Annotated in this window: 14 protein-coding genes; 7 read left to right on the top strand and 7 right to left on the bottom strand. The window is 74.0% G+C overall.

The genetic code is table 11. The features are described from left to right. Positions 1–19: 19 nt before the first annotated feature. The 4 genes from Cba03nite_RS14350 to Cba03nite_RS14335 are packed head-to-tail and all read right to left on the bottom strand — an operon-like array spanning position 20 to position 3,691. Positions 20–1,237 carry a CHAT domain-containing protein gene (locus tag Cba03nite_RS14350; protein ID WP_239125734.1) on the bottom strand — a complete coding sequence of 406 codons (1,218 nt, stop codon included), beginning with the start codon at positions 1,235–1,237 and terminating at the stop codon, positions 20–22. Then, positions 1,237–2,034, bottom strand: a complete 798-nt coding sequence (locus Cba03nite_RS14345) for a hypothetical protein (RefSeq protein ID WP_203745997.1) — start codon at positions 2,032–2,034, stop codon at positions 1,237–1,239. The genes Cba03nite_RS14350 and Cba03nite_RS14345 overlap by 1 nt, the downstream gene beginning before the upstream one ends. Continuing rightward, the gene (locus tag Cba03nite_RS14340) at positions 2,012–2,890 is read right to left on the bottom strand and encodes a hypothetical protein (protein WP_203745996.1); all 879 of its coding nucleotides are present in this window, start codon (positions 2,888–2,890) and stop codon (positions 2,012–2,014) included. Before Cba03nite_RS14340 ends, Cba03nite_RS14345 begins: the two co-directional genes overlap by 23 nt. Before the next feature lie 42 nt (positions 2,891–2,932). Then, positions 2,933–3,691, bottom strand: coding sequence for a hypothetical protein (locus tag Cba03nite_RS14335; protein WP_203745995.1), 759 nt, complete (start codon positions 3,689–3,691; stop codon positions 2,933–2,935). Positions 3,692–3,947: 256 nt separating this feature from the next. Between Cba03nite_RS14335 and Cba03nite_RS14330 the strand changes: the two genes are divergently transcribed. From Cba03nite_RS14330 to Cba03nite_RS14310, 5 genes are all read left to right on the top strand, one after another. Further along, positions 3,948–4,430: a peptidase inhibitor family I36 protein gene (locus Cba03nite_RS14330; RefSeq protein ID WP_203745994.1), complete on the top strand. Its 483-nt coding sequence runs from the start codon at positions 3,948–3,950 to the stop codon at positions 4,428–4,430. Positions 4,431–4,602: 172 nt separating this feature from the next. Further along, positions 4,603–7,389 (top strand): AfsR/SARP family transcriptional regulator, encoded by a 2,787-nt coding sequence (locus tag Cba03nite_RS14325; RefSeq protein WP_203745992.1) that lies wholly within the window; start codon positions 4,603–4,605, stop codon positions 7,387–7,389. A gap of 156 nt (positions 7,390–7,545) precedes the next feature. Further along, the gene (locus Cba03nite_RS14320; protein ID WP_203745990.1) at positions 7,546–8,061 is read left to right on the top strand and encodes a hypothetical protein; all 516 of its coding nucleotides are present in this window, start codon (positions 7,546–7,548) and stop codon (positions 8,059–8,061) included. A gap of 187 nt (positions 8,062–8,248) precedes the next feature. Then, positions 8,249–9,886 (top strand): cellulose binding domain-containing protein, encoded by a 1,638-nt coding sequence (locus Cba03nite_RS14315; protein WP_203745988.1) that lies wholly within the window; start codon positions 8,249–8,251, stop codon positions 9,884–9,886. A 72-nt stretch (positions 9,887–9,958) separates the two neighbouring features. Continuing rightward, positions 9,959–10,798 (top strand): potassium channel family protein, encoded by an 840-nt coding sequence (locus Cba03nite_RS14310; protein ID WP_203745986.1) that lies wholly within the window; start codon positions 9,959–9,961, stop codon positions 10,796–10,798. Here the strand turns inward: Cba03nite_RS14310 and Cba03nite_RS14305 are convergent. After that, entirely contained in the window at positions 10,756–12,834 is a 2,079-nt protein-coding gene (locus tag Cba03nite_RS14305) for a HEAT repeat domain-containing protein (RefSeq protein ID WP_203745983.1), read from the bottom strand. The two genes, Cba03nite_RS14310 and Cba03nite_RS14305, sit on opposite strands and share 43 nt — an antisense overlap. Before the next feature lie 174 nt (positions 12,835–13,008). Between Cba03nite_RS14305 and Cba03nite_RS14300 the strand changes: the two genes are divergently transcribed. Next, positions 13,009–13,749, top strand: a complete 741-nt coding sequence (locus Cba03nite_RS14300; protein ID WP_203745981.1) for a class I SAM-dependent methyltransferase — start codon at positions 13,009–13,011, stop codon at positions 13,747–13,749. 4 nt (positions 13,750–13,753) lie between these two features. Here Cba03nite_RS14300 and Cba03nite_RS14295 read toward each other — a convergent pair whose 3' ends face one another. Together Cba03nite_RS14295 and secA2 are read right to left on the bottom strand one after the other, a co-directional pair. Next, entirely contained in the window at positions 13,754–15,517 is a 1,764-nt protein-coding gene (locus Cba03nite_RS14295) for a cation:proton antiporter (protein WP_203745979.1), read from the bottom strand. A 62-nt stretch (positions 15,518–15,579) separates the two neighbouring features. Then, entirely contained in the window at positions 15,580–18,030 is a 2,451-nt protein-coding gene (gene secA2 / locus Cba03nite_RS14290) for an accessory Sec system translocase SecA2 (protein ID WP_203745977.1), read from the bottom strand. A gap of 112 nt (positions 18,031–18,142) precedes the next feature. Here secA2 and Cba03nite_RS14285 point away from each other — a divergent pair, with 112 nt between their 5' ends. Next, positions 18,143–18,682 carry a hypothetical protein gene (locus Cba03nite_RS14285; protein ID WP_203745976.1) on the top strand — a complete coding sequence of 180 codons (540 nt, stop codon included), beginning with the start codon at positions 18,143–18,145 and terminating at the stop codon, positions 18,680–18,682. Positions 18,683–18,690 lie beyond the last annotated feature (8 nt).

Genomic DNA, 18,690 nt, shown 5'->3' with positions numbered 1-18,690 from the left:
CGCTCCTCGTCGGTGGGCCTCAGGGCCCGGTGTGGGTGAACGGGGCCCAGACGCTCAGGGAGTTCTTCTCGTCGAGCCGCAGCGCGTCGACAGCGTGGTGCAATGCGCGGGCGGCCTGATCGGGGGTGAACGCCGGGCGGGCCAGCTGCGCGTAGAAGTGCTCCACGAGCGGTGCCGTCACGTGGTCTTCGATGGACCACATCGTGCCGACGACGTGGCGGAATCCGGCGTGGTGCAGCGCGCTGGCCAGCGTGATCACCTCGTCGGGCGCCGTGGTGCCGCCGACGTTGGTCTTGCACGCCCCGAGGAAGGCGAATTCGCCGACTCCGTGCGGCGCCCGGCTGATGTCGGCGATGCTCAGGGTGGTGTCGTACAGGATCGGGCCGCCCTGGAACGGGTCGGTGAGGTCCTGGTCGGCGTGGCAGCTGAAGTGCACCCAGTCGTGCTCGCGCAGCCCGGCGCGCACCGCTGCCGCGGTGGCGTCCTCGCCGGACAGCACGGTGCATCGTGCGGCGAACGTCTTCACGAGCAGCCGCTCCACCTTCTCGGCGCTGAGGAGCCGGGTCGCGCCGGGTTTGTCGCCCAAGGCCACCAGGAGCATCTTCCTCTCGGCGGCCGACGGTCGATGCTTCCTGGCCCGGGTCAGCGCGTCGAGCGTGGGCGTGTACGACGACACGACGTGCGCCATGACGCGATCGTCCTGCCTGCCGGACCGGTGGTAGCCGGCGGCGTGCAGCGGCAGCAGCGTGAGCAGGCCGGTCGGGCACCACCACAACCGGGGCGCGACTCCGTCCGTGGCGGGTCCGATGCCGAGCATGTCCAGGACCGGTGCGGCCAACGCGTCCCAGAGCCATTCGGTGATCTCGATCAGCCTCTTGTCCAGCAGCGCTGACGCCTCCTTGTAGGCCTTGGACGCTACGTCCAGCGCCTGAAGCGCGGCAGGGATGCCGCCTGGGACTTCCTGCGGCTGAGCCTCGGCGAGCATCCGCCGTTGATACGCGGCTTTCTCCCTGGCGTAGGCCTGCTCGACCGACTGCTGCGCGTGGTCAAGCCGTTGCCTGTTCTTCTCGACCGCGTCTGTGGTCATCGCGCGGAGCGGGACGACCTCGATGCCGGTGGGCAGCACGACGACGGCGTCGCTGCGCCACTTGCTGACGTTGACCACCACCACCGGACCGTCAGCCGCCACGGCGGTGTAGTCGTCCGGCTCGTGCTGTTCGGTGGGCGGGGGCGTCATCACGGCCGCCCTTCGTGGCGCGCTCGCAGATCGCTGTGCAGCAGGGCCAGCACCCCGGCGGCCAGGATCGTGGACAGCACCGAGGTGAGGAACGCGGCCACGCCCTGCAGCGGCGGCCACATCACGAACAGGCAGCCCACCAGCAGGAAGATCGCCGTGGCGAGCAGCGTGAGCAGGATCAGGTAGCCGAAGGCACGCCAGAGGTTCGAGCCGAGCAGCGTCCATGACCGGCGCAGGGCGGCGGCGGGGCGGAGGCCTTCCACGGCCTGCACGCACAGGGTGACCGCGGTCGTGGTGACGACCGGGACCGCAGCCAGCACCGTGGCCGCCAGCGCGGCGGTATGGCCGAGCGCGTCGGCCGCGAACCATACGGCGATGACGGATGCCGCGGCGAGCAGCGCGGTGAGCAGGAGGCGGCCGGGCCGGCAGTCGCGCAGCGCGCCGAGCGCGCCGATCTGCTCCCCCTGGATCGACCGGCCTGTGGCGGCGACCAGGGCGTATCCCGTGACGAGGAGGATCGCGGCGGCGGGGGACAGGAACAGCAGCCATTCCGCCGTGGTGGTATGCGGGAGGAGATCTGCCAGCACCAGCAGGCAGCCGGCGGCGGCGGCGTTGCCGGCCACTGCCAGGACGGTGCAGGTCACCCGGTTTCGCCAGGCGAGCAGGGCCGCCGCGCTGACGATCTCACCGGCGGTCAGCGGTCGCAGCGGGATGCCGCCGGGCGGTGGCGGTGGGGCGGTGTTCCAGCCGCCGGGGCCGGCGGGGTCCTGCTCGTCAGAGTGCGGCGGGTTCGGCATGCGCTGCTCCGGCGTTGTCGTGCGCTTCCTGCAGTGTCTGCGCGAAGATCACGCATCTCCCCTGTTCCAGCACGGCCAGGGCATGGGCCGCCGAACCGCGGTTGAGTTCGGCCGCTGCGGCGTCGGATGCCAGCGCTTTGACGTTCTCGAGGATACGTTCGCGGCTGCGGTGGGACATTCGTGCTGGCGCAAACCCGTCCAGTAGCTTGACGGCGCGGCCGAGGGCGGCCGCCGTGCTGTCCCAGTCGAGCTGGTCAGCGTGGATGTCGGCGAGTGCCCGCCCGGCGGCGATACACACCGCGGGCAGGCCGGGGCCGTCGAGGCTTCGTCGCAGGGCGGCGATGGCCAGGTCCCGGTCCGCGGGCCGGCCGGTGGTATGGAACCGCTGCTCCAGGGCCAGTCCGTGAAGGTGCTGGCCCAGCGCGTGGTCGAGGCTGTCCGGCCGGATTCGGGCGGCGGCACGGGCGGCGGTCGACACCGCTCTGTCCAGTGTCCGCGCGGCGGTGCGGGGGTCGGTTCGGCGTTGCGCGTCGGCGTGGACGCGCAGCACGCGGGACAGTCTCAGCTCGGCCACGGCGCGCTGGGCCGGCCGGTGCTGGCTGCGGACGGAGTCGTGGGCCGCGAGCAGCGCCTCGGTGAGCAGATCGGATCGCTGCGGGTCGGCCTCGTACATCGCGAGCCGGGTGTCCACGTAGGCCGCCAGGTGCACGGCCCGCAGCGGGTGCTGCGACGGCATGCGCCGTACGAGGCCGCCGAAATCGGCTTGGCCCTGTTCCACGGCGGCGGCGTCGACGCGGCGCTCTACCGGGTCCGTGGCCACGGCGACGTACTCGATCCAGAGGTCGTCGGCCTCCACCGCCTGGAACGGTGTGTCCTGCTCGCGCAGCCACCGGCGGTGTCACGCCGACTCGTCGCGGCGGGCGGGGTCGCCGCTCAGCTGGAAGTGGTCGTCCAGGATCGCGCTCAGGTGCCGGGCGCAGCGGAACTCGGCTTCGGGCTGGTCGCGGTTGCCGTGGTGGACGCGGTGGCTGAGGCCGACGATGGCGTCGAGCGCGTCCAGGCCAACCAGCTGCCGGCCGGCCACGTCCATACGGGCCCGCTGCACGGCGAAGAACAGTTCCAGCAGGCCGGACCGGGCCTCCTGGCCGCTGGCGGTGATTGCGGTGGCGAGCCGGGCCGCGGTTTCGGCCAGCAGCCGTCCTCCGTCGAGGCCGCCGCCGTCGGACAGCGACGTCGTGAGGTCGTGGGCCAGCCGCAGCCGTCGGGTCGACGCGGTGCGGCGCAGCCGGATGCAGCGGCGCAGCGCGGCCAGTGCGTCGGCCACGTCGGCGCGCGCGGCGGTCGTGTGGGCGGCCCGGTCGTGGCAGGCGGCGCGGGCCAGCAGGTCGGTGATCAGCCAGCACAGGCACAGTTCGGTCCGGGGGCTGAGCAGGGTGCCCCACCGGCCGGAGCCCAGGTGCAGGTCGTTGACATGCTCGCTGACCTCGGCGAGCTTTCGGCTGATCCGGACCAGGGGGTGCAGGGCCCGCGGACCGGGCCGCCCGGCGCGCAGTATCCGCCGCCATTGGGCCCTGCGCCGCAGCACCAACGCCACCAGCCGCGCCCGCCGCGACGGGTACGAGCACACGTACAGCAGCAGTAAAAGAAACCGCGTCATCAAGGGCGAGCATCGCACAGGCGTTGTCGAACCGGCCTCCTCCGCCCGGCTCGTGTCCGCATACGACAGTGCATTTTCGCAGGTCCTCGGCCTCGATCGGCGGCGCTCCTTGCAGGCTGCCAAACCGTTGCTAAGAGATAGATAAACTTCCAGGAATCGTTGGCGAACGGGGTCGTTGTCGGCTTACGTTGGAGGCGTCGCAGGGGCCTCTCCGACAAATCCCGAAACATCCGCCCGACGAAACGGGGAACCAACGATGAACCGTGTCCTTCGGCGTGCCATCTGCGCGCTGGCGGTGAGCGGAGCACTGGTGCTGAGCGCCGCCCCCGCGGCGAACGCCGCACCGGACCAGTCCGTGTCGCAGGCGGCAGTGGCAAGGCCCGCCGCCACCGCAGCGAAGCCCGTCCCGGCCTCGGACCTCGGGGTCCTGGCCCTGTCCTGTCCCTCCGGCATGCTCTGCGTCTGGCCCAACACCGACGGCAGCAGCGGCCGGTGCACCTGGGTGAACGCCGACAACGACTGGCGCGTCACGCCGGTCGTCTGCTCCTGGACGTCGTCACAGCGGGTCAAGGCGATCGTCAACAACGGCACCAGCACGACCTATGACGGCGTGTGCCTGTATCAGGGCGCCAACTACTCGAACGCGCAGGTCTGGGTCGCCCAGGGCTATGGGCTGACCGACGCCACCGGCTGGACCCTGCGCTCGCACCGGTGGGTCCGCCCCACCGATCCCTGCTGATCAGCTGATCACCACACCCAGGCCGTCACGCCACATCGGAGTGCGGCCGAGGGTGAACACACCGCTCGCCGGGGCCGGGCGCGGACACCATCCGCACCCGGCCCCGGCCCGTCCTGCTGGATGGGCGCCGCGTTGCGGCATCGACGATCACGCCATAGCTTCGACTGCGGCCATGACGGACGTGCGTATTCAGGTGCTCGGCCCGGTCGGCGCCTGGCGCGGCGGGGAGCCGGTCGACGTCGGCCCGGCCGGTCAGCGCGCCGTGTTCGGGCTGCTGGCGTTGCACTGCGGCCAGCTGCTGCGCCGCGAGGACCTCGTCGCCGGGCTGTGGCCGGACCGGCCGCCGCCGCCGAGCGCGACCAACGTGATCCAGACCTACGTGCTGCGGCTGCGCAGGTTGCTGGAACCCGGGCGGTCCGCCCGAGCCCCGAGCACGGTGCTGCGCAAGGCCGGCGACGGCTACCGCCTGTGCCTGCCCACCGCCGCAGTGGACCTGCTGCGCTTCCGCGATCACGTCACCGCGGCCGTATCGGCGCAGCAGCTTGGCCGATACGGCGACGCCGCGGCCGCGCTGGCCGAGGCGCTGCGGCAGTGGCAGGGCGCGCCGCTGGCGGACGTCCCGGTGCTCGCCGAGCATCCCGGCGTCGTGGCGCTGACCGCCGAGCGGCAGGAGGCGCTGGCCCGCTACGGGGAGCTGGCCGTCGCCGCGGGCAGTCCCGCCGACGGGCTGCCCGCGCTGGAGGAGGCGGTGGCGGGGCAGCCGCTCAACGAGGCGTGGCACGCCAGGCTCATTATCGCGTATCAGGCCGCCGGCCGGCGCGGCCAGGCGTTCGCCGTCTACCACGACGTACGCCGGCGGCTGGCCGAGGAACTCGGTGTCGACCCCGGCGCCGAACTGGCCGCCGCGCACGCCGCCCTGCTGCACGCGGAGCGGGCGCCGCGCAGCGCGGCCACGGTCCCGGCGCAGCTGCCCGCGGACACCCACGCCTTCACGGGCCGCACGGCCGAGCTGGCGCAGCTCGACCGGCTGCTCGACGCACCGGCCGGCGTGCCCGCGATCGTCGTGTCCGGGGCGCCGGGGGTGGGCAAGACCGCGCTCGCGGTGCACTGGGCCCACCGGATCGCGCCCCGGTTCCCCGACGGTCAGCTCCACCTGAACCTGCGCGGATTCGATCCGGGCGGCGTCGCCATGGCACCGGCCGACGCGGTCCGCCGCGCGCTGGACGCGCTGGGCGTGCCCGCCGAGCGGCTGCCGCCCACTCTGGACGCCCAGGCCGCGCAGTACCGCAGCGTGGTCGCCGGGCGCCGTCTGCTGATCGTGCTGGACAACGCCCGCGACCCGGCGCACGTGCGGCCGCTGCTGCCCGGCACGCCCGGCTGCCTGCTGCTGGTCACGTCCCGCGATCAGCTCGCCGGGCTGGTGGCGGCCGACGGTGCGCACCCGCTCCCGCTCGAACCGCTCGCCCCGGAGGATGCCCGCCTGCTGCTGACCCGGCGGGTGGGCGCCGCGCGGCTGGCCGCCGAGCCGGCCGCGGTGGCCGAGATGCTCGACCGCTGCGGCGGGCTGCCGCTGGCCCTGGTGATCCTCGCGGCCCGTGCGGCGCTGAACCGCCGCCTGCCGCTGGCGGCCGTCGCGGGGGAGCTGCGCGGCGACGGGCGGCTCGACGCGCTCACGACCGGCGACCCGGAGACCGACCTGCGAGCCGTGTTCTCGTGGTCGTATCACGCCCTGGCCCCGGCGGCGGGACGGCTGTTCCGGCTGCTCGGACTGCATCCGGGGCCGGAGGTGACGGCCCCGGCGGCGGCGAGCCTGCTGGCCGCCTCGGTCACCGAGGCCAGGAGGCAGCTCGCCGAGCTGGTGCGGGCGGGCCTGGCGGACGAGCCGGTGGCGGGCCGGTACACGCTGCACGACCTCGTACGCGCCTACGCCGCGGAGGTCGCCCGGCTCGAACCCGCCCGCGGCCGCCGCGCCGCCGTGCTGCGGATGCTCGACCACTACCTGCACACGGCGTACGCCGCCGAGCAGCTCACCCAGCCGCGTCCGGACGATCCGCTGGCGGAGCCCTCCCCGGCGGCCGCCGCCCCGGCCGAGGTCACCGACGCCGAGCAGGCGCTGGCCTGGCTGGACGCCGAGCGGGCCGTCCTCGTCGCCGCCGTCGAGCGAGCCGCCGACGTGTCACCCGGGCGCGCGTGGCGGCTGGCCCGGACCCTGGCGACCTATCTGGACCGCCGTGGGCACTGGGCCGACCTGGCCACGGTCCAGCAGCTCGCCGTGGCGGCGGCGCGGCAGGACGGCATGCCCCGGGCCCGGGCGGTGGCGCACCGGTCGCTCGCCCGCGCGTACATCCGGCTGCGCCGCATGGACGAGGCGCAGGCCGAGCTGCGGCAGGCCGGCGTCCTCTACCGAGAGGCGGGCGACCTGACCGGGCAGAGCCGGGTCGAGCTGGACCTGTCGCTGATGTGGGAGCGGCGGGGCGGGTTCGGGCAGGCGCTGGAGCACGCCCGGCGGGGCCTGGAGATCCTGGTCGCCGCCGGTGACGCGCACGGGGTGGCGCGGGCCCGCAACGCGGTCGGCTGGTGCCACGCGCTGCAGGGTGATCATGTCGCGGCGCTGGAGCACTGCCGCGCGGCGCTGGCCGGGCTGGAGGAGCTGGGCGACCGCAGCGGCATCGCCTCGACGCTGGACAGCATCGGCTACGCCCACCACCACCTGGGCGAGCACGAGCGGGCCGCGGCAGCGTTCCGGCAGGCCCGGGGCATCTATCACGAGCTGGGCGACGGCCACCTGGAAGGGCTCGTGCTCAGCCACCTCGGCGACGCCCTCGCCGCGGCCGGTGACGGCACGGCCGCCCGTACGGCATGGCAGCAGGCGCTGGCGCTGCTCGACGACCGCGACCCACCTGAGGCGGCGCAGGTCCGGGCGAGGCTGGCCGGCGACCGGGTCGGCACGCGGCGCTGACCGCCGGGGCCGGTGGCCTGCGGCGTCCAGTCGCGGTTCAGTCGCGGTCCAGTCCGGGGTGCCAGGATCGGGACTCGACCGGCATCGCCGTGCGGGAGCAGCTCCCGGCCGGGCCGCGGCTGTGCGTCCCCTCCGGACATGCAGAGGAGAGCATCGATGAGATCGTTCCTGAGGCGCTCGGCGGCAAGGTCGCTGCTGGTGGCGCTGGCCACGGTGGGCGCCCTGGTGCTGCCCGCCGCCGCCACGCCCGCGCACGCGGCGTGGGGCCCGGCGCAGCCGGTGACCATGCAGATCCGCCACTACTACCCGACCGGCGCCAGCGTGCAGCTCGGCTGGGTCGAGGGCACCGTCCAGTTCGACGACGGCGGCAGCGCGCTGCGCTACAACCTGACGGTCTGCCGGCAGTCCAGCTACATGCTGCCGTACCTGACGATCAACGTGAACATGTACTACGCGGGCGGGCGCAAGTACTCCACCTTCGTCACGAACGTCTACCCGAACTACACCGGCAACGCGACCGGCCAGCCGTGCTACTCCTCGACCGGCACCGCCTCCGGCGAGTTCACCTCGGCGAACTTCAGCAACGTCGAGTTCCTGGTGTACGGCAGCACGTTCGAGGGGCAGTCCTACGTGGTCAAGAGCCAGGACCGGGTCCTCTACAACCCGTACTGAGCCGTGCCGGTGCGGGCGGGGTCCGTCGCGGACCCCGCCCGCACCATCGATCGGCCCGTCCGGCGGACAGGTGGGAGTGGCGACGGTCGATGTAATTCGCGCCGTCTTGGCCTATGCTGCCCACAGGGCGAGCCGTTGGGCGTGTGATCGGTACCGGTTACTCCTCACACTGCTGGAGACGTCTGCCATGCCCATCTCCGACCTGCTGTCCCGGCCGCTGCGTGCCCTCCTCGCGCTCGCCGCCGCGGCCGCGATGCTGCTGGCGGCGGCGCCCGCGGCCCTTGCGGCCGCCGACACCGCGGCGCCGACCGCGCCCGGCACGCCGACCTTCACCCAGGTGACCGCGTTCGCGGTGACCCTGACCTGGACACCCTCGACCGACGACGTCGGGGTCAGTGAATATCTCGTCCGGCGGACCCTGCCCACCGGCGGCACGTGGACCGACGGCACGCCCGGCACCACCAACACGATCACGATCCGGGACCTCACCCCGAACAACGAGTACACGTTCGCCATTCTCGCCACCGACGCGGCCGGCAACACGTCGGCGGCCTCGCCCGCGGCGAGTGTGCGCACCCTGCGCTACACCGCGGGGACGATGTGCTCGGTGACCTACCGGCCGATGAGTTCGGGCAGCGGGTCGTTCTTCGCGCAGGTCGACATGACCAACCTGACCGAGGGCCCGTGGCAGGAGTGGACGCTCGCCTTCACACTCGCGCCCGGCCAGCAGATCCGGCCTGAGTGGGGCTTCCGGCAGAACGGCACGCGCTGGAGCCAGACCTTCGTCTGGCTGTGGTCGAGCGGTGCCGGGCCGCTGCAACCCGGCGGCACCAGATCGACGACGTTCGCGGGCACCTACACCGGCACCAATGCGCCGCCGACCGAATACGCCATCAACGACCACCCGTGCACCGTGACCGGCGTCGCCGTCCCGCCGGGCCAGCCCGGGAACCTGACCGCGACCGACGTCAGGCCGGGCAGCGTCTCGCTGTCCTGGACCGCGGCCACGCCCGGGAGCAGGCCGATCAGCGGGTACGAGGTGCTGGTCGACGGATACCGCTACACCTGTGTCGGGGTGAACCCGCTGGGGTGCCTGGTCTCCGGCCTGTCACCGGCGACCAGCTATGCGTTCTCGGTGCGGGCGGTGGACACCGCGGGGCTCACCGGCGCCGCGGCCACCATCGTGGTGTGCACACCCGCGGCGACCCCGCCCACGCCGCCGAGCGGACCCGTGGTCTCCGGGATCACCGCCACCGGCGCCACCCTCACCTGGACGCCGTCGACGGCGGGCACGGCCCCGCTGGCCGGATACGTGGTCTACCGCCTCGACGGCGCCACGGAGACGGCGGTCTCGGTCACCCCCAACGCCACGACGACGACCGCGACCCTGACCGGGCTGACCCCGGGCGCCTCCTACGCGTTCCGGGTGCGCGCCCGCGACACCGGCGGGGTCCTGTCGGCCCCGTCGCCCACGGCGGCGTTCACCACCTCGGCGCCGCCCAGCACGTGCAAGGTGGCGTACGCCGTCTCGGACTGGGGCAACGGCTCCGGCTTCACCGCGAACCTGACCATCACCAACACCGGGACCACCGCCGTCTCCGGCTGGACGCTGCGCTTCGCCTACCCCGCCGGGCAGCGCGTAGTGCAGGGCTGGAACGCCGCCTGGGCCCAGACCGGGACCGACGTCACGGCCGCGAATCTGAGCTGGAACGCCACCATCGCACCGGGCGCGTCGACGGCCGTCGGCTTCAGCGGCGCGCACACCGGCACGAACCCGAGGCCGGCTACGTTCACGCTCAACGACGTCACCTGCACGGTGTCCTGAAGGGCCGGCTGTGACGGCGAGTCCAGGCCCGGTTCCCGGCGGCGATGAGCCGGGATTGGCAGGATTCGTCGTGTGAACACGACGGGCGGGGAAGCCGCCGCAGCAGGTCCGCGACGTGGACAACCGCGGGACGCGGCCGCTGCGGCGGCCCTGGCGAAGTACGACCGCCGGGCCCGGATCCCGATCATCCTGTCCGCCGTGCTGCCGCTGATCGTGGTCCCGGAGCAGGGCAACTGGATCGCCGTCCTGATCAACGTCGTCTCGTGGTTCGTGTTCGTCGCCGACTTCCTCGTGCACCAGCGGCTGTTCGTGGACTACCTGGGCACCCGCCTGGGCAGGTTCGACCTCGCGATCGTGCTGCTCACCGCGCCGTGGTTCCTGCTCTCCGGGGCGCACGGCGGCGGCATCGTGGTGGTCCTGCGGCTGGCCAGGCTCGGGCGGCTGCTGATCGCGACCAAGGGCGTCCGGCACCTGTTCGCCCGGCTGGGGCGGGTCGCGATCGTCGCGGGGGCGGTCCTGTTCGTGGGCGCGGCGATGGCGTTCTACGCCGAGCGCCCCGTCAACCCCGAGTTCGCCACCTTCGGCGACGCCGTCTGGTGGGCGACGGTCACCCTGACCACCGTCGGGTACGGCGACATCGTGCCGATCACGACCGCGGGCCGGGTCGACGGCGCCGCGATCATGATCATGGGTGTCGCGCTGCTCGGCCTGCTCGCCGGTTCGCTCGCCAGCTTCTTCGGCCTCGAACCCAAGCCGAACGGCACCGGTCCGGAGCCCTCGAACGATCCGGTGCTCGCCGAACTCGCCCGTCTCCGGGCCGAGGTCCAGGAACTCAACGCCCTGCGGGAACAGCTGGCCGTGCTCACCCGTCAGCTCTCCCCGGGCGACGGATCGGCCCCGGGCCCCGACTGAGCCACCCCGCGCGCGGCGGCCCGGACGTCCGCAAGGAACTTCTCGTCGGGGCTGCACGGATCGCCCTGGTGGATGCCCTGGCGGGCGGAGAGGCGGCGAACCTCGGCCAGCTCTTCGCGCAGCAGCGGCAGGCAGTCCGCGGCGGCCGGGCCCATCTCCGCCCACACCCCGACGATCGTGGGGCGGGTGAGCGGATGCGCCTGCCACTGCCGGGTGAGGACCGGCTGAACAGCGCCGGCGTCACCGGTGACTGCCCACAGGGCTCGTGCCACGTCCACGTGCAGCCAGCCGGCGGGGGTGTCCCGGCGGCGCAGCACACGTCGCAGCGCGCTGAGGGCGGCGGGCGCGGCAGTGCCGATCTCCGCGAGTGCGCCTGCGGCGTCGCGGACGGCGCCGGCCTCCCCGGTCAGCAACGGGGTCAGCAGCGCGGCCGCCTCTGCCGCGTCCCCGCCGACCTGATACGACGCGACCGCGGCGGCAGGGGCGAGCCGCGGGTCCCCGGCGGCGGCGACCCGGCGCAGCAGCGGCAGGGCGGCGGCGGCCGCCGGGCCGAACGACCCGATCGCGGCGAGCGTCCACCGCTCGGGCGCCTTCGCGAGCAGCTCGGGCAGCGCCTCGGCACCGCGCGGGCCGAGGGACTTCAGCGCGAACGCCAGCGAGACCATCCGCTCGTCGCCGTCGCTCAGGCCGGCAACCCGCCGCCGGATGACCGGCACCAGCTCGGCGGCTCGTTCGCCGAGCCCGGCGAGCAGATAACCGGTGTTGCGTGGCATCTCCTCCTGCTCCAGCGCCCAGGCCAGGACCGGGAGTACGCGAACATCGCCGAGCTGGGCGAGCCTGGCCGGGACCGGGCCGAGCGTGGGCAGGCCGTGCGCCCAGCGCACCGTCCAGGCCGTCTGCTGGTCGTCGTCGTTCCAGGACGCTTCCCGCACGCCGTTCGCGAGCGTCTCGGCCAGCGCGTCGGCGGCCGGCGCGGCCAGGCTGCCGAGGCCGTCCAGGACCCGCACCGCCCGGCGGCGCAGCTCGTCGTGCGGGCTCGCGAGCTGCCGGCCTGCGAGCGCGGCCACGTCCTGATACGACCCGCGCCAGCCCTGTGCGAGGTGGAGGGTCGGATACATGGCGTCGAGGCGCCGTTCCCAGTCGTCGGCGGCGAGCAGGTGCGTCACCAGCGCGGTGCGCTCGGCGACGCGGTCGCCGAAGGAGTTCACGACGGCGCGGACCAGCGTGTCCAGCGCGGCCCGGCTGCGAAGGCGGTCGGCGGCTTCCTGCCGCTCCCGAACCGCCCCGATGAGCGTCGCGGTGTGGAAACCGGCCGGGGTGGGCGGCTCGCCGTGCTCGGCGTACCCGGCGTCGAGCAGGTCGAGGGCGGCGTCCAGGGTGAGTCGGCCGGCCGCCGCGGGCAGCGTGTTGAGCTCGGCGAACAGTGTCAGCCGGACCCGGGTGTCGGGTTCGCTCGCCAGCAGGTCGGCCACCCACCCCGCGACGCCGGCCGCGTGGCGTGCCCGGCCGAGGTCGGCGACGGCCGCGACGATCGCGGCGCGCACCGCCGGATCGGCCTCCTCGGCGTAGCGGGCCCGCAGGAACGAGGCGGCGTCGGAGCCGCGGGAGCGGCAGGCGCGCAGCGCCTTCACCGCGGCGGCGCGCACCGCGGGCTCGTCGTCGGCCGCCAGCGCGCACCAGAAGGGGAACTGGGCGGTGACCAGATCACGAGCCTGCGCGGCGGGTCCTTTCAGGCGGCCGTCGTGGTCGCCGCCGCCGATGCTCGCGACGAGTTCGACGACCTGGCCGGCGCCCGCCCGGCCTGAGCCACAGATCCGCAGCAGGAACGGGATCGCCTCGACGGTGCAGCGGTAGACGTCGCCCTGGTGGTGCACGGCGCCGTACATCGCGTCGAGCGCTTCCTCGCGGGCGGCCGGATCGGGGTCGGCCAGCCCGCGGATCAGCGCGGGCACCTCGCCCGCCCGCCCGTAGGCATGCCGCATCCGGCCCCACGGGATCGTGTCCAGCCCCGCGAACAGCGTCGTGTCATCGATCATGTCGTCCTCCGCCGCGGAGCATAGGCACGGGGACCGACAGCTGCGTGGCCGTCCGAGTCGCTCCATCCGGGGCCTCAGTCCGAGAAGCAGAGGCCGAGCCACCGGGCCGTGACCGCCTCGAACCTGCTGGGCTTCAGGGCAGCGGCCCCGGCACGGCGGTGCGAGACTGGCGCGGTGACTGATCCGTATCGGACGCTGGGCACCGGCTACGCGCAGCAGCGCAGACCCGATCCGCGCGTGGCGGAGCTCATCGAGCAGGCGCTCGGCGAGGCGCGCACGGTGGTCAACGTCGGCGCCGGAGCGGGCTCGTACGAGCCGGTGGGCCGTCGGGTGCTCGCCGTCGAGCCGTCACCGGTGATGATCGCGCAGCGGCCGCCGGGCAGCGCGCCCGTGGTGCGTGCCGTCGCGGAGCGGCTGCCGCTGGCCGATAAGAGCTTCGACGTCGGCTTGGCCGTCCTCACCGTCCATCACTGGACCGATCCGGTACGCGGGCTGGCCGAGCTGCGCCGCGTCTCGCGCCGCCAGGTGGTGCTCACCTGGGATCCCGTGGTGGTGGCGCGGTTCTGGCTGGTGGCCGACTACCTGCCGGAGATCGCCGCTGCCGAGGCGGCCCTGCCCACGTGCGACTTCGTCAGCGAGCAGCTGGCGCCGGTACGCGTGACCGAGGTGCCGGTCCCGCACGACTGCACCGACGGGTTCCTGGCCGCGTACTGGAACCGGCCGCGCGCCTACCTCGACCCGGCGGTGCGCGCCTCGATCTCCTCGCTGGCCAGGCTCGACCCGGCCCGGGTCGCCGCGGCGATGCGGCGCCTGAGCGACGACCTGGACAGCGGGCGCTGGCAGGAGCGCCACGGCACGCCGGGGGAGGCGGGCGCGGCCGACGTCGGCTACCGGCTGGTCAGCACCCTGGCGTAGCCGATCAATGCTCGTCGCCGGGGGAGGCGGTCCGCATCTCCACCATGATCTGCTCCGCGTCGAGCGTGTCGAGGGCGAGTTCCAGCTCGCGTGCGTCGTAGCGGCCGGTGGACCGTGCCGCCAGCAGCGCCGAGCGCTGGTTGTCGATGACGCGCAGCCGCAGCTCGCGATACTGCCGGACCAGCCGCGCCTTCGCGAGCACGTCGATGTCGTGGCCGGCCTCGTCGCGGACCACGTCGGCCCGGACCCGGGCCAGCACCTGCGGGTCGTACGCGCCGCCGTCGGCGCGGGCCAGCCCGGTGTCGTCGAGCACGTCGCGGGCGGCGTCCTGGCCGGTGCGCCGCAGCGCCGCCAGGTCGGCGCCCTCCTGGGGCGACGGATCGCTCAGGTTCAGGCGGCGGAGCAGCCAGGGCAGCGTGCCGCCCTGCACGAGCAGGGTCCCGGCCGCCACGGTGAAGGCGACCAGCACGACGAACGAGCGGTGCGGGAAGTCGACCGGCAGCGACTGGGCGGCGGCCAGGGTGACCACGCCCCGCATCCCGGCCCAGACCAGCAGGACCCCCTCCGGCTGTCGCAGCGGCCTGCTGGTGAGGTAGTCGATGTCGGCGATGCGGCGCACGATGGCCTGCCCCAGCCGTTCGGCCTGCGCGACCGGGAACGCGCGCGTCCCGCGCGGGCCGGTGATGACGACCTTGCCGTCGTCGCCGGCCTGGGCGGCCTGCCTGCCGACGGACTCGTGCCAGGACTGGACGGCGTCGCGCCGTGCCGCGGCGCGCCGGGCGCGCCGGGCCAGCGAGACCAGCAGCGGCGCAAGGTAGGCGGCGCGGACGGCCAGCACCGCGACGGCGGCCAGGGCGCCGAGCGCGACCGCGGTCCACACGCTGTCCCGTTCGGCCTTCACGTCCTCGACCAGGCCGAACAGTTCCAGGCCCATGAGCAGGAACACGCCGCCTTCGAGCAGTGTCTCGACGGTGTGCCAGTTGGAGCGTTCGGACAGCCGGTCCTGCGGGCCGAGGTAGCGGGCCGACCCGGCTCCGGTCACCAGGCCCGCGGTGACGACGGCGACCAGCCCGGAGGCGTGCAGGTGCTCGGCGGGCAGGTAGGCCAGGAACGGGATCACGAACGACAGCGCGGTCGACAGCGTCGCTCCGCCCGCGCGGCGGCGGGCGAGCAGCCCGAGCCAGCCGACGAGGGCGCCGCACGCCGCGGCGGCGGCCACCGCCCAGAGGAAGTCGCCGATGACGTGCCACACGCTGACGGCCGCGGCCGTGGCGGCGACCGCCGAGCGGAGCAGGACCAGTGCGGACGCGTCGTTGAGCAGCCCTTCGCCTTCGAGCACCGTGATGACGCGCGACGGTGCGCCGAGCCGTTTGGCGATCGCGGTCGCCACGGCGTCGGTGGGGCTGACGATGGCGCCCACGGCGATCCCGCCCGCGAGGCCGAGACCGGGGATCAGCGCCCAGAACAGCAGGCCGAGCAGCAGTGACGTCAGGACGACGAGGACGACCGACAGGCCGCTGATCGCGGTGAAGTCACGCCGGAAGTCCATCGTGGGCAGCGAGACCGCGGCGGAGTACAGCAGCGGGGGCAGCACCCCGGCGAGGATCACCTCGGGTCCGACCTCGACGGCCGGGACGAACGGCAGGAAGCTGACGGCGATGCCGACGGCGACCAGCAGCAGTGGCGCGGCCACGCCGGTGCGGCTGGCCAGGGAGTTGACGACGACGATGGCGACGACCGCGGTCACCGCGATGAGCAGCAGTTCCATACCTCAGACGAGCTTACGGGCAGCGGGCGCGGCCGCCGCGAGACGGCCGCGCCCGTCCGCGGTCAGCGCCCCAGGAGCGCCTTGGCCATCCTGCCGAACAGGCGCTCGATCTCCGACCCGAACGGGTTGTCGTGCACCATGTACGTCCACGTCGCGCTCGGGCGCTCCAGGCCCGCGTCGGCGGGCGTCCAGTCCGGCCGCTCGATCCGTGCCGCCATGAACGTCTCCGCCGTGTCCGCGTCGGCCTCGTCCAGCATCTGCTGGAAGGCGGGCACCGCGACCCGGTGGAACTCGTCCAGCGGGTCCTGCCGGCCCAGCGCGCGCAGGTGCACCCCGTCGCGCACGTTGGCCAGCATGCCCAGGTGGTCGGCCCAGCCGCGGTCCAGGTGGTGCAGCGCGATCTGCCGCGCCACCTCCTCGGCCGCCTCCTCGCCGATCGCGGCCACGACCTCGGCGTACCGCTCCGCGACGGTGACCGTCTCCAGGCCGCCGTCCGGCTCGCCGTCCTCATCGGTCCACTGACCGGCGGCGACCAGGCTCCGGTCAGCGGGGAACCGCGCCTTGCCCTCGCGCAGCAGCTCCGCCGCCGCGTCGGTGGTCAGCAGGGCGGTGCGGCGCCGCGCGAGCACCTGCCGCTGCCGCTCGATCAGGACGCCGTAGCGCCACGTGTTGCGGTGGATCTCGAAGTCGACGCCCTCGGCGACGCGCTGCGCGTGCCCGACCGCCCAGTCCACGTGCGGGCCGGTCACCCGGCCGTCCCCGGCGGTGGTGCCGCCGATACCGTCGCCGTGCCGGACGATCAGCTCGTCCTCGCGGCTGACGAAGAACACCGAGCCGCCCGGGTCGCCCTGGCGCCCGGCCCGGCCGCGCAGCTGGTCGTCGACCCGGCGGCTGTCGTGGCGGCCCGCGCCGATGACGTAGAGGCCGCCCAGCTCGGCCACCGCCGCGCGGTCCGCACCGTCGCTGCCGCCCAGCCGGATGTCGGTGCCCCGGCCCGCCATCTGCGTGGACACGGTGACCGCGCCCCGCCCGCCGGCCTCGGCGATCACCGCGGCCTCGTGCGCGTCGTTCTTGGCGTTGAGCACTGTGCACGCGATGCCGCGGTCCTGCAGCAGTGCCGCGAGCCGCTCGGACTCGGCCACGTCCAGCGTGCCGACCAGCACCGGCCGGCCCGTCTCGTGCGCCGCGGCCACCTCGGCGGCCAGCGCCTCCTCCTTCTCCTCGATGGTCGCGTACACCCGGTCCGGCTCGTCGACCCGGACGTTGGGCGTGTTCGGCGGGATGACCGCGACCTCCAGGCGGTAGAACTCGCGCAGCTCGTCACCGACGGTCGCGGCCGTGCCCGTCATGCCCGCGACGGTGGGGTAGAGGGCGATGAACGCCTGCACGGTGATCGTCGCGAGGATCTCGCCCTCGTCGGTCGCCGCCAGGCCCTCCTTCGCCTCGACCGCCGCCTGCAGCCCGTCGGGCCAGCGGCGGCGCCGGGCGACCCGGCCCCGGAACTCGTCGACCAGCGCGATCCGGCCGTCCTTGACGATGTAGTCCACGTCCACGGACAGCAGCGTGCGGGCGTGCAGGGCCAGGTTGACCGCGGTCAGCCGGTGCAGGTTCTCCGGCGCGTAGAGGTGGATGCCGCCCCAGGCCCGCTCGACCAGCGCCGCCCCGACGTCGGTGAGCTGCACGTTGCGGCCGTCGTCGATCACCTCGAAGTCCCGGCCCGGTCGCATCGCCGCGACCAGCGTCGCCGCCGCGCTGGCGTCCGACGTGGCGTCGGCCAGGCTGCCGGCCACCACCAGCGGGACCCGGGCCTCGTCGATCAGGATCGAGTCCGCCTCGTCGACGATCACGGTGTACAGGCCGGGCATGACCGTGTCCTCGGCCCGCAGCACCTGCTGGTCGCGCAGGAAGTCGAAGCCCGCCTCGCTCACCGACACGTAGGTGACGTCGCAGCGGTACGCCGCCGCGCGCTCGTCGTGCGTGCAGCCTTCGCCGACCGAGCCCACGGAGAGGCCGAGCATCCGGTACACCGGGCCCATCCAGCGCGCGTCGCGGTCGGCGAGGTAGTCGTTGGCGGTCAGCACCTGGACCTGGGAGCCGCGCACGACGTACCCGTAGGCGGCGATGACCGCGGCCAGCGTCTTGCCCTCGCCGGTGGCCATCTCCACGACGTTGCCCTGCAGCATCGCCATCGCCCCGAGCAGCTGCACGTCGAAGGCGCGCTCGCCGAGGGCGCGGCGGCCGGCCTCGCGGCCCGTCGCGCAGATGTCGGCCAGGTCCTCCGCGTCGATGGGCAGCGGCTCGGCCAGGGGCGCCTGCCCGTCGCGGGGCTTGCTGATGATCTCGCGCAGCTCTATGGCGCGCGCGGTGAACTCCGCGTCGGTCAGCGCGGTGAGCTCGTCCTCCAGCTCCAGGATCCGCGGCAGGATCGCCTCAAAACGGTCAAGACTGACCGTCGTACCGGGGCGCTGCATGAATGTGCGCAGCTTCATCTTCAAGCGATCAGCCAAACCCATGCCGCAAAGGTACGTCGTCCGCGGCGATATGGCGGCCCGGCTCCCATCCGTCCGGGCTGTGACGCTCCGGGGCGATCACGAACGCGATCCGTGATCATGTTCTGATGATCGGATGCGCGGTGCACGTATCGGCAGCCTCATCGGCTCCATCGGCGGTCTGGTGTTCATTCTGATCAACGCGGGCTCGCTGGCAGCACCGCTGGACACGGTGCTGCGGGTGCTCGGCGGGCTGGCGTTCGCCGCCGTGGTGTGGCTAACGGTGGTCAGGCCGCGGCCCGGCGGATCACCCGACGGACCCCCGTCCCGCCGGGCGATCCGCGTCTACGGCACGTCGGTGACCGCGATGGCGCTCGCCATCCCCGTCGGCGCCGGCCTGATCAACAATGTGCTGCACCGGCCGGAGCTGACCGTGCCCTGGGTCGTGCTCGCGGTGGGCCTGCACTTCCTGCCGTTCGCGAGCGCGTTCGAGGCGCCGGTGTTCGCCAGGCTCGGCTGGGTGCTGACCGCCGTGGCGGTCGCCGGGGCGGTGCTGAGCCTGGCCCTCGGCGCGACGGCCGCGGCGTGGACCGGGGTGCTGGCGGGATTCGTCCTGCTCGGGTTCAGCGCCTCCGGGCCGGGCCGGGCCCGCGAGCAGGCCGTCGTCACGGGCTGAACCTTCTC

It is taken from the genome of Catellatospora bangladeshensis (assembly GCF_016862575.1).
GTDB classification, from domain to species: Bacteria; Actinomycetota; Actinomycetes; order Mycobacteriales; family Micromonosporaceae; genus Catellatospora; species Catellatospora bangladeshensis.
This window is presented reverse-complemented; position numbering and strand designations above follow the sequence as displayed.

Coding starts and splice junctions, on each gene's coding strand:
- Cba03nite_RS14350 (WP_239125734.1), bottom strand. CDS start 1,237: ATGACGCCCCCGCCCACCGAACAGCACGAGCCGGACGACTACACCGCC.
- Cba03nite_RS14345 (WP_203745997.1), bottom strand. CDS start 2,034: ATGCCGAACCCGCCGCACTCTGACGAGCAGGACCCCGCCGGCCCCGGC.
- Cba03nite_RS14335 (WP_203745995.1), bottom strand. CDS start 3,691: ATGACGCGGTTTCTTTTACTGCTGCTGTACGTGTGCTCGTACCCGTCG.
- Cba03nite_RS14330 (WP_203745994.1), top strand. CDS start 3,948: ATGAACCGTGTCCTTCGGCGTGCCATCTGCGCGCTGGCGGTGAGCGGA.
- Cba03nite_RS14325 (WP_203745992.1), top strand. CDS start 4,603: ATGACGGACGTGCGTATTCAGGTGCTCGGCCCGGTCGGCGCCTGGCGC.
- Cba03nite_RS14320 (WP_203745990.1), top strand. CDS start 7,546: ATGAGATCGTTCCTGAGGCGCTCGGCGGCAAGGTCGCTGCTGGTGGCG.
- Cba03nite_RS14315 (WP_203745988.1), top strand. CDS start 8,249: ATGCCCATCTCCGACCTGCTGTCCCGGCCGCTGCGTGCCCTCCTCGCG.
- Cba03nite_RS14305 (WP_203745983.1), bottom strand. CDS start 12,834: ATGATCGATGACACGACGCTGTTCGCGGGGCTGGACACGATCCCGTGG.
- Cba03nite_RS14295 (WP_203745979.1), bottom strand. CDS start 15,517: ATGGAACTGCTGCTCATCGCGGTGACCGCGGTCGTCGCCATCGTCGTC.
- secA2 (WP_203745977.1), bottom strand. CDS start 18,030: ATGGGTTTGGCTGATCGCTTGAAGATGAAGCTGCGCACATTCATGCAG.
- Cba03nite_RS14285 (WP_203745976.1), top strand. CDS start 18,143: ATGCGCGGTGCACGTATCGGCAGCCTCATCGGCTCCATCGGCGGTCTG.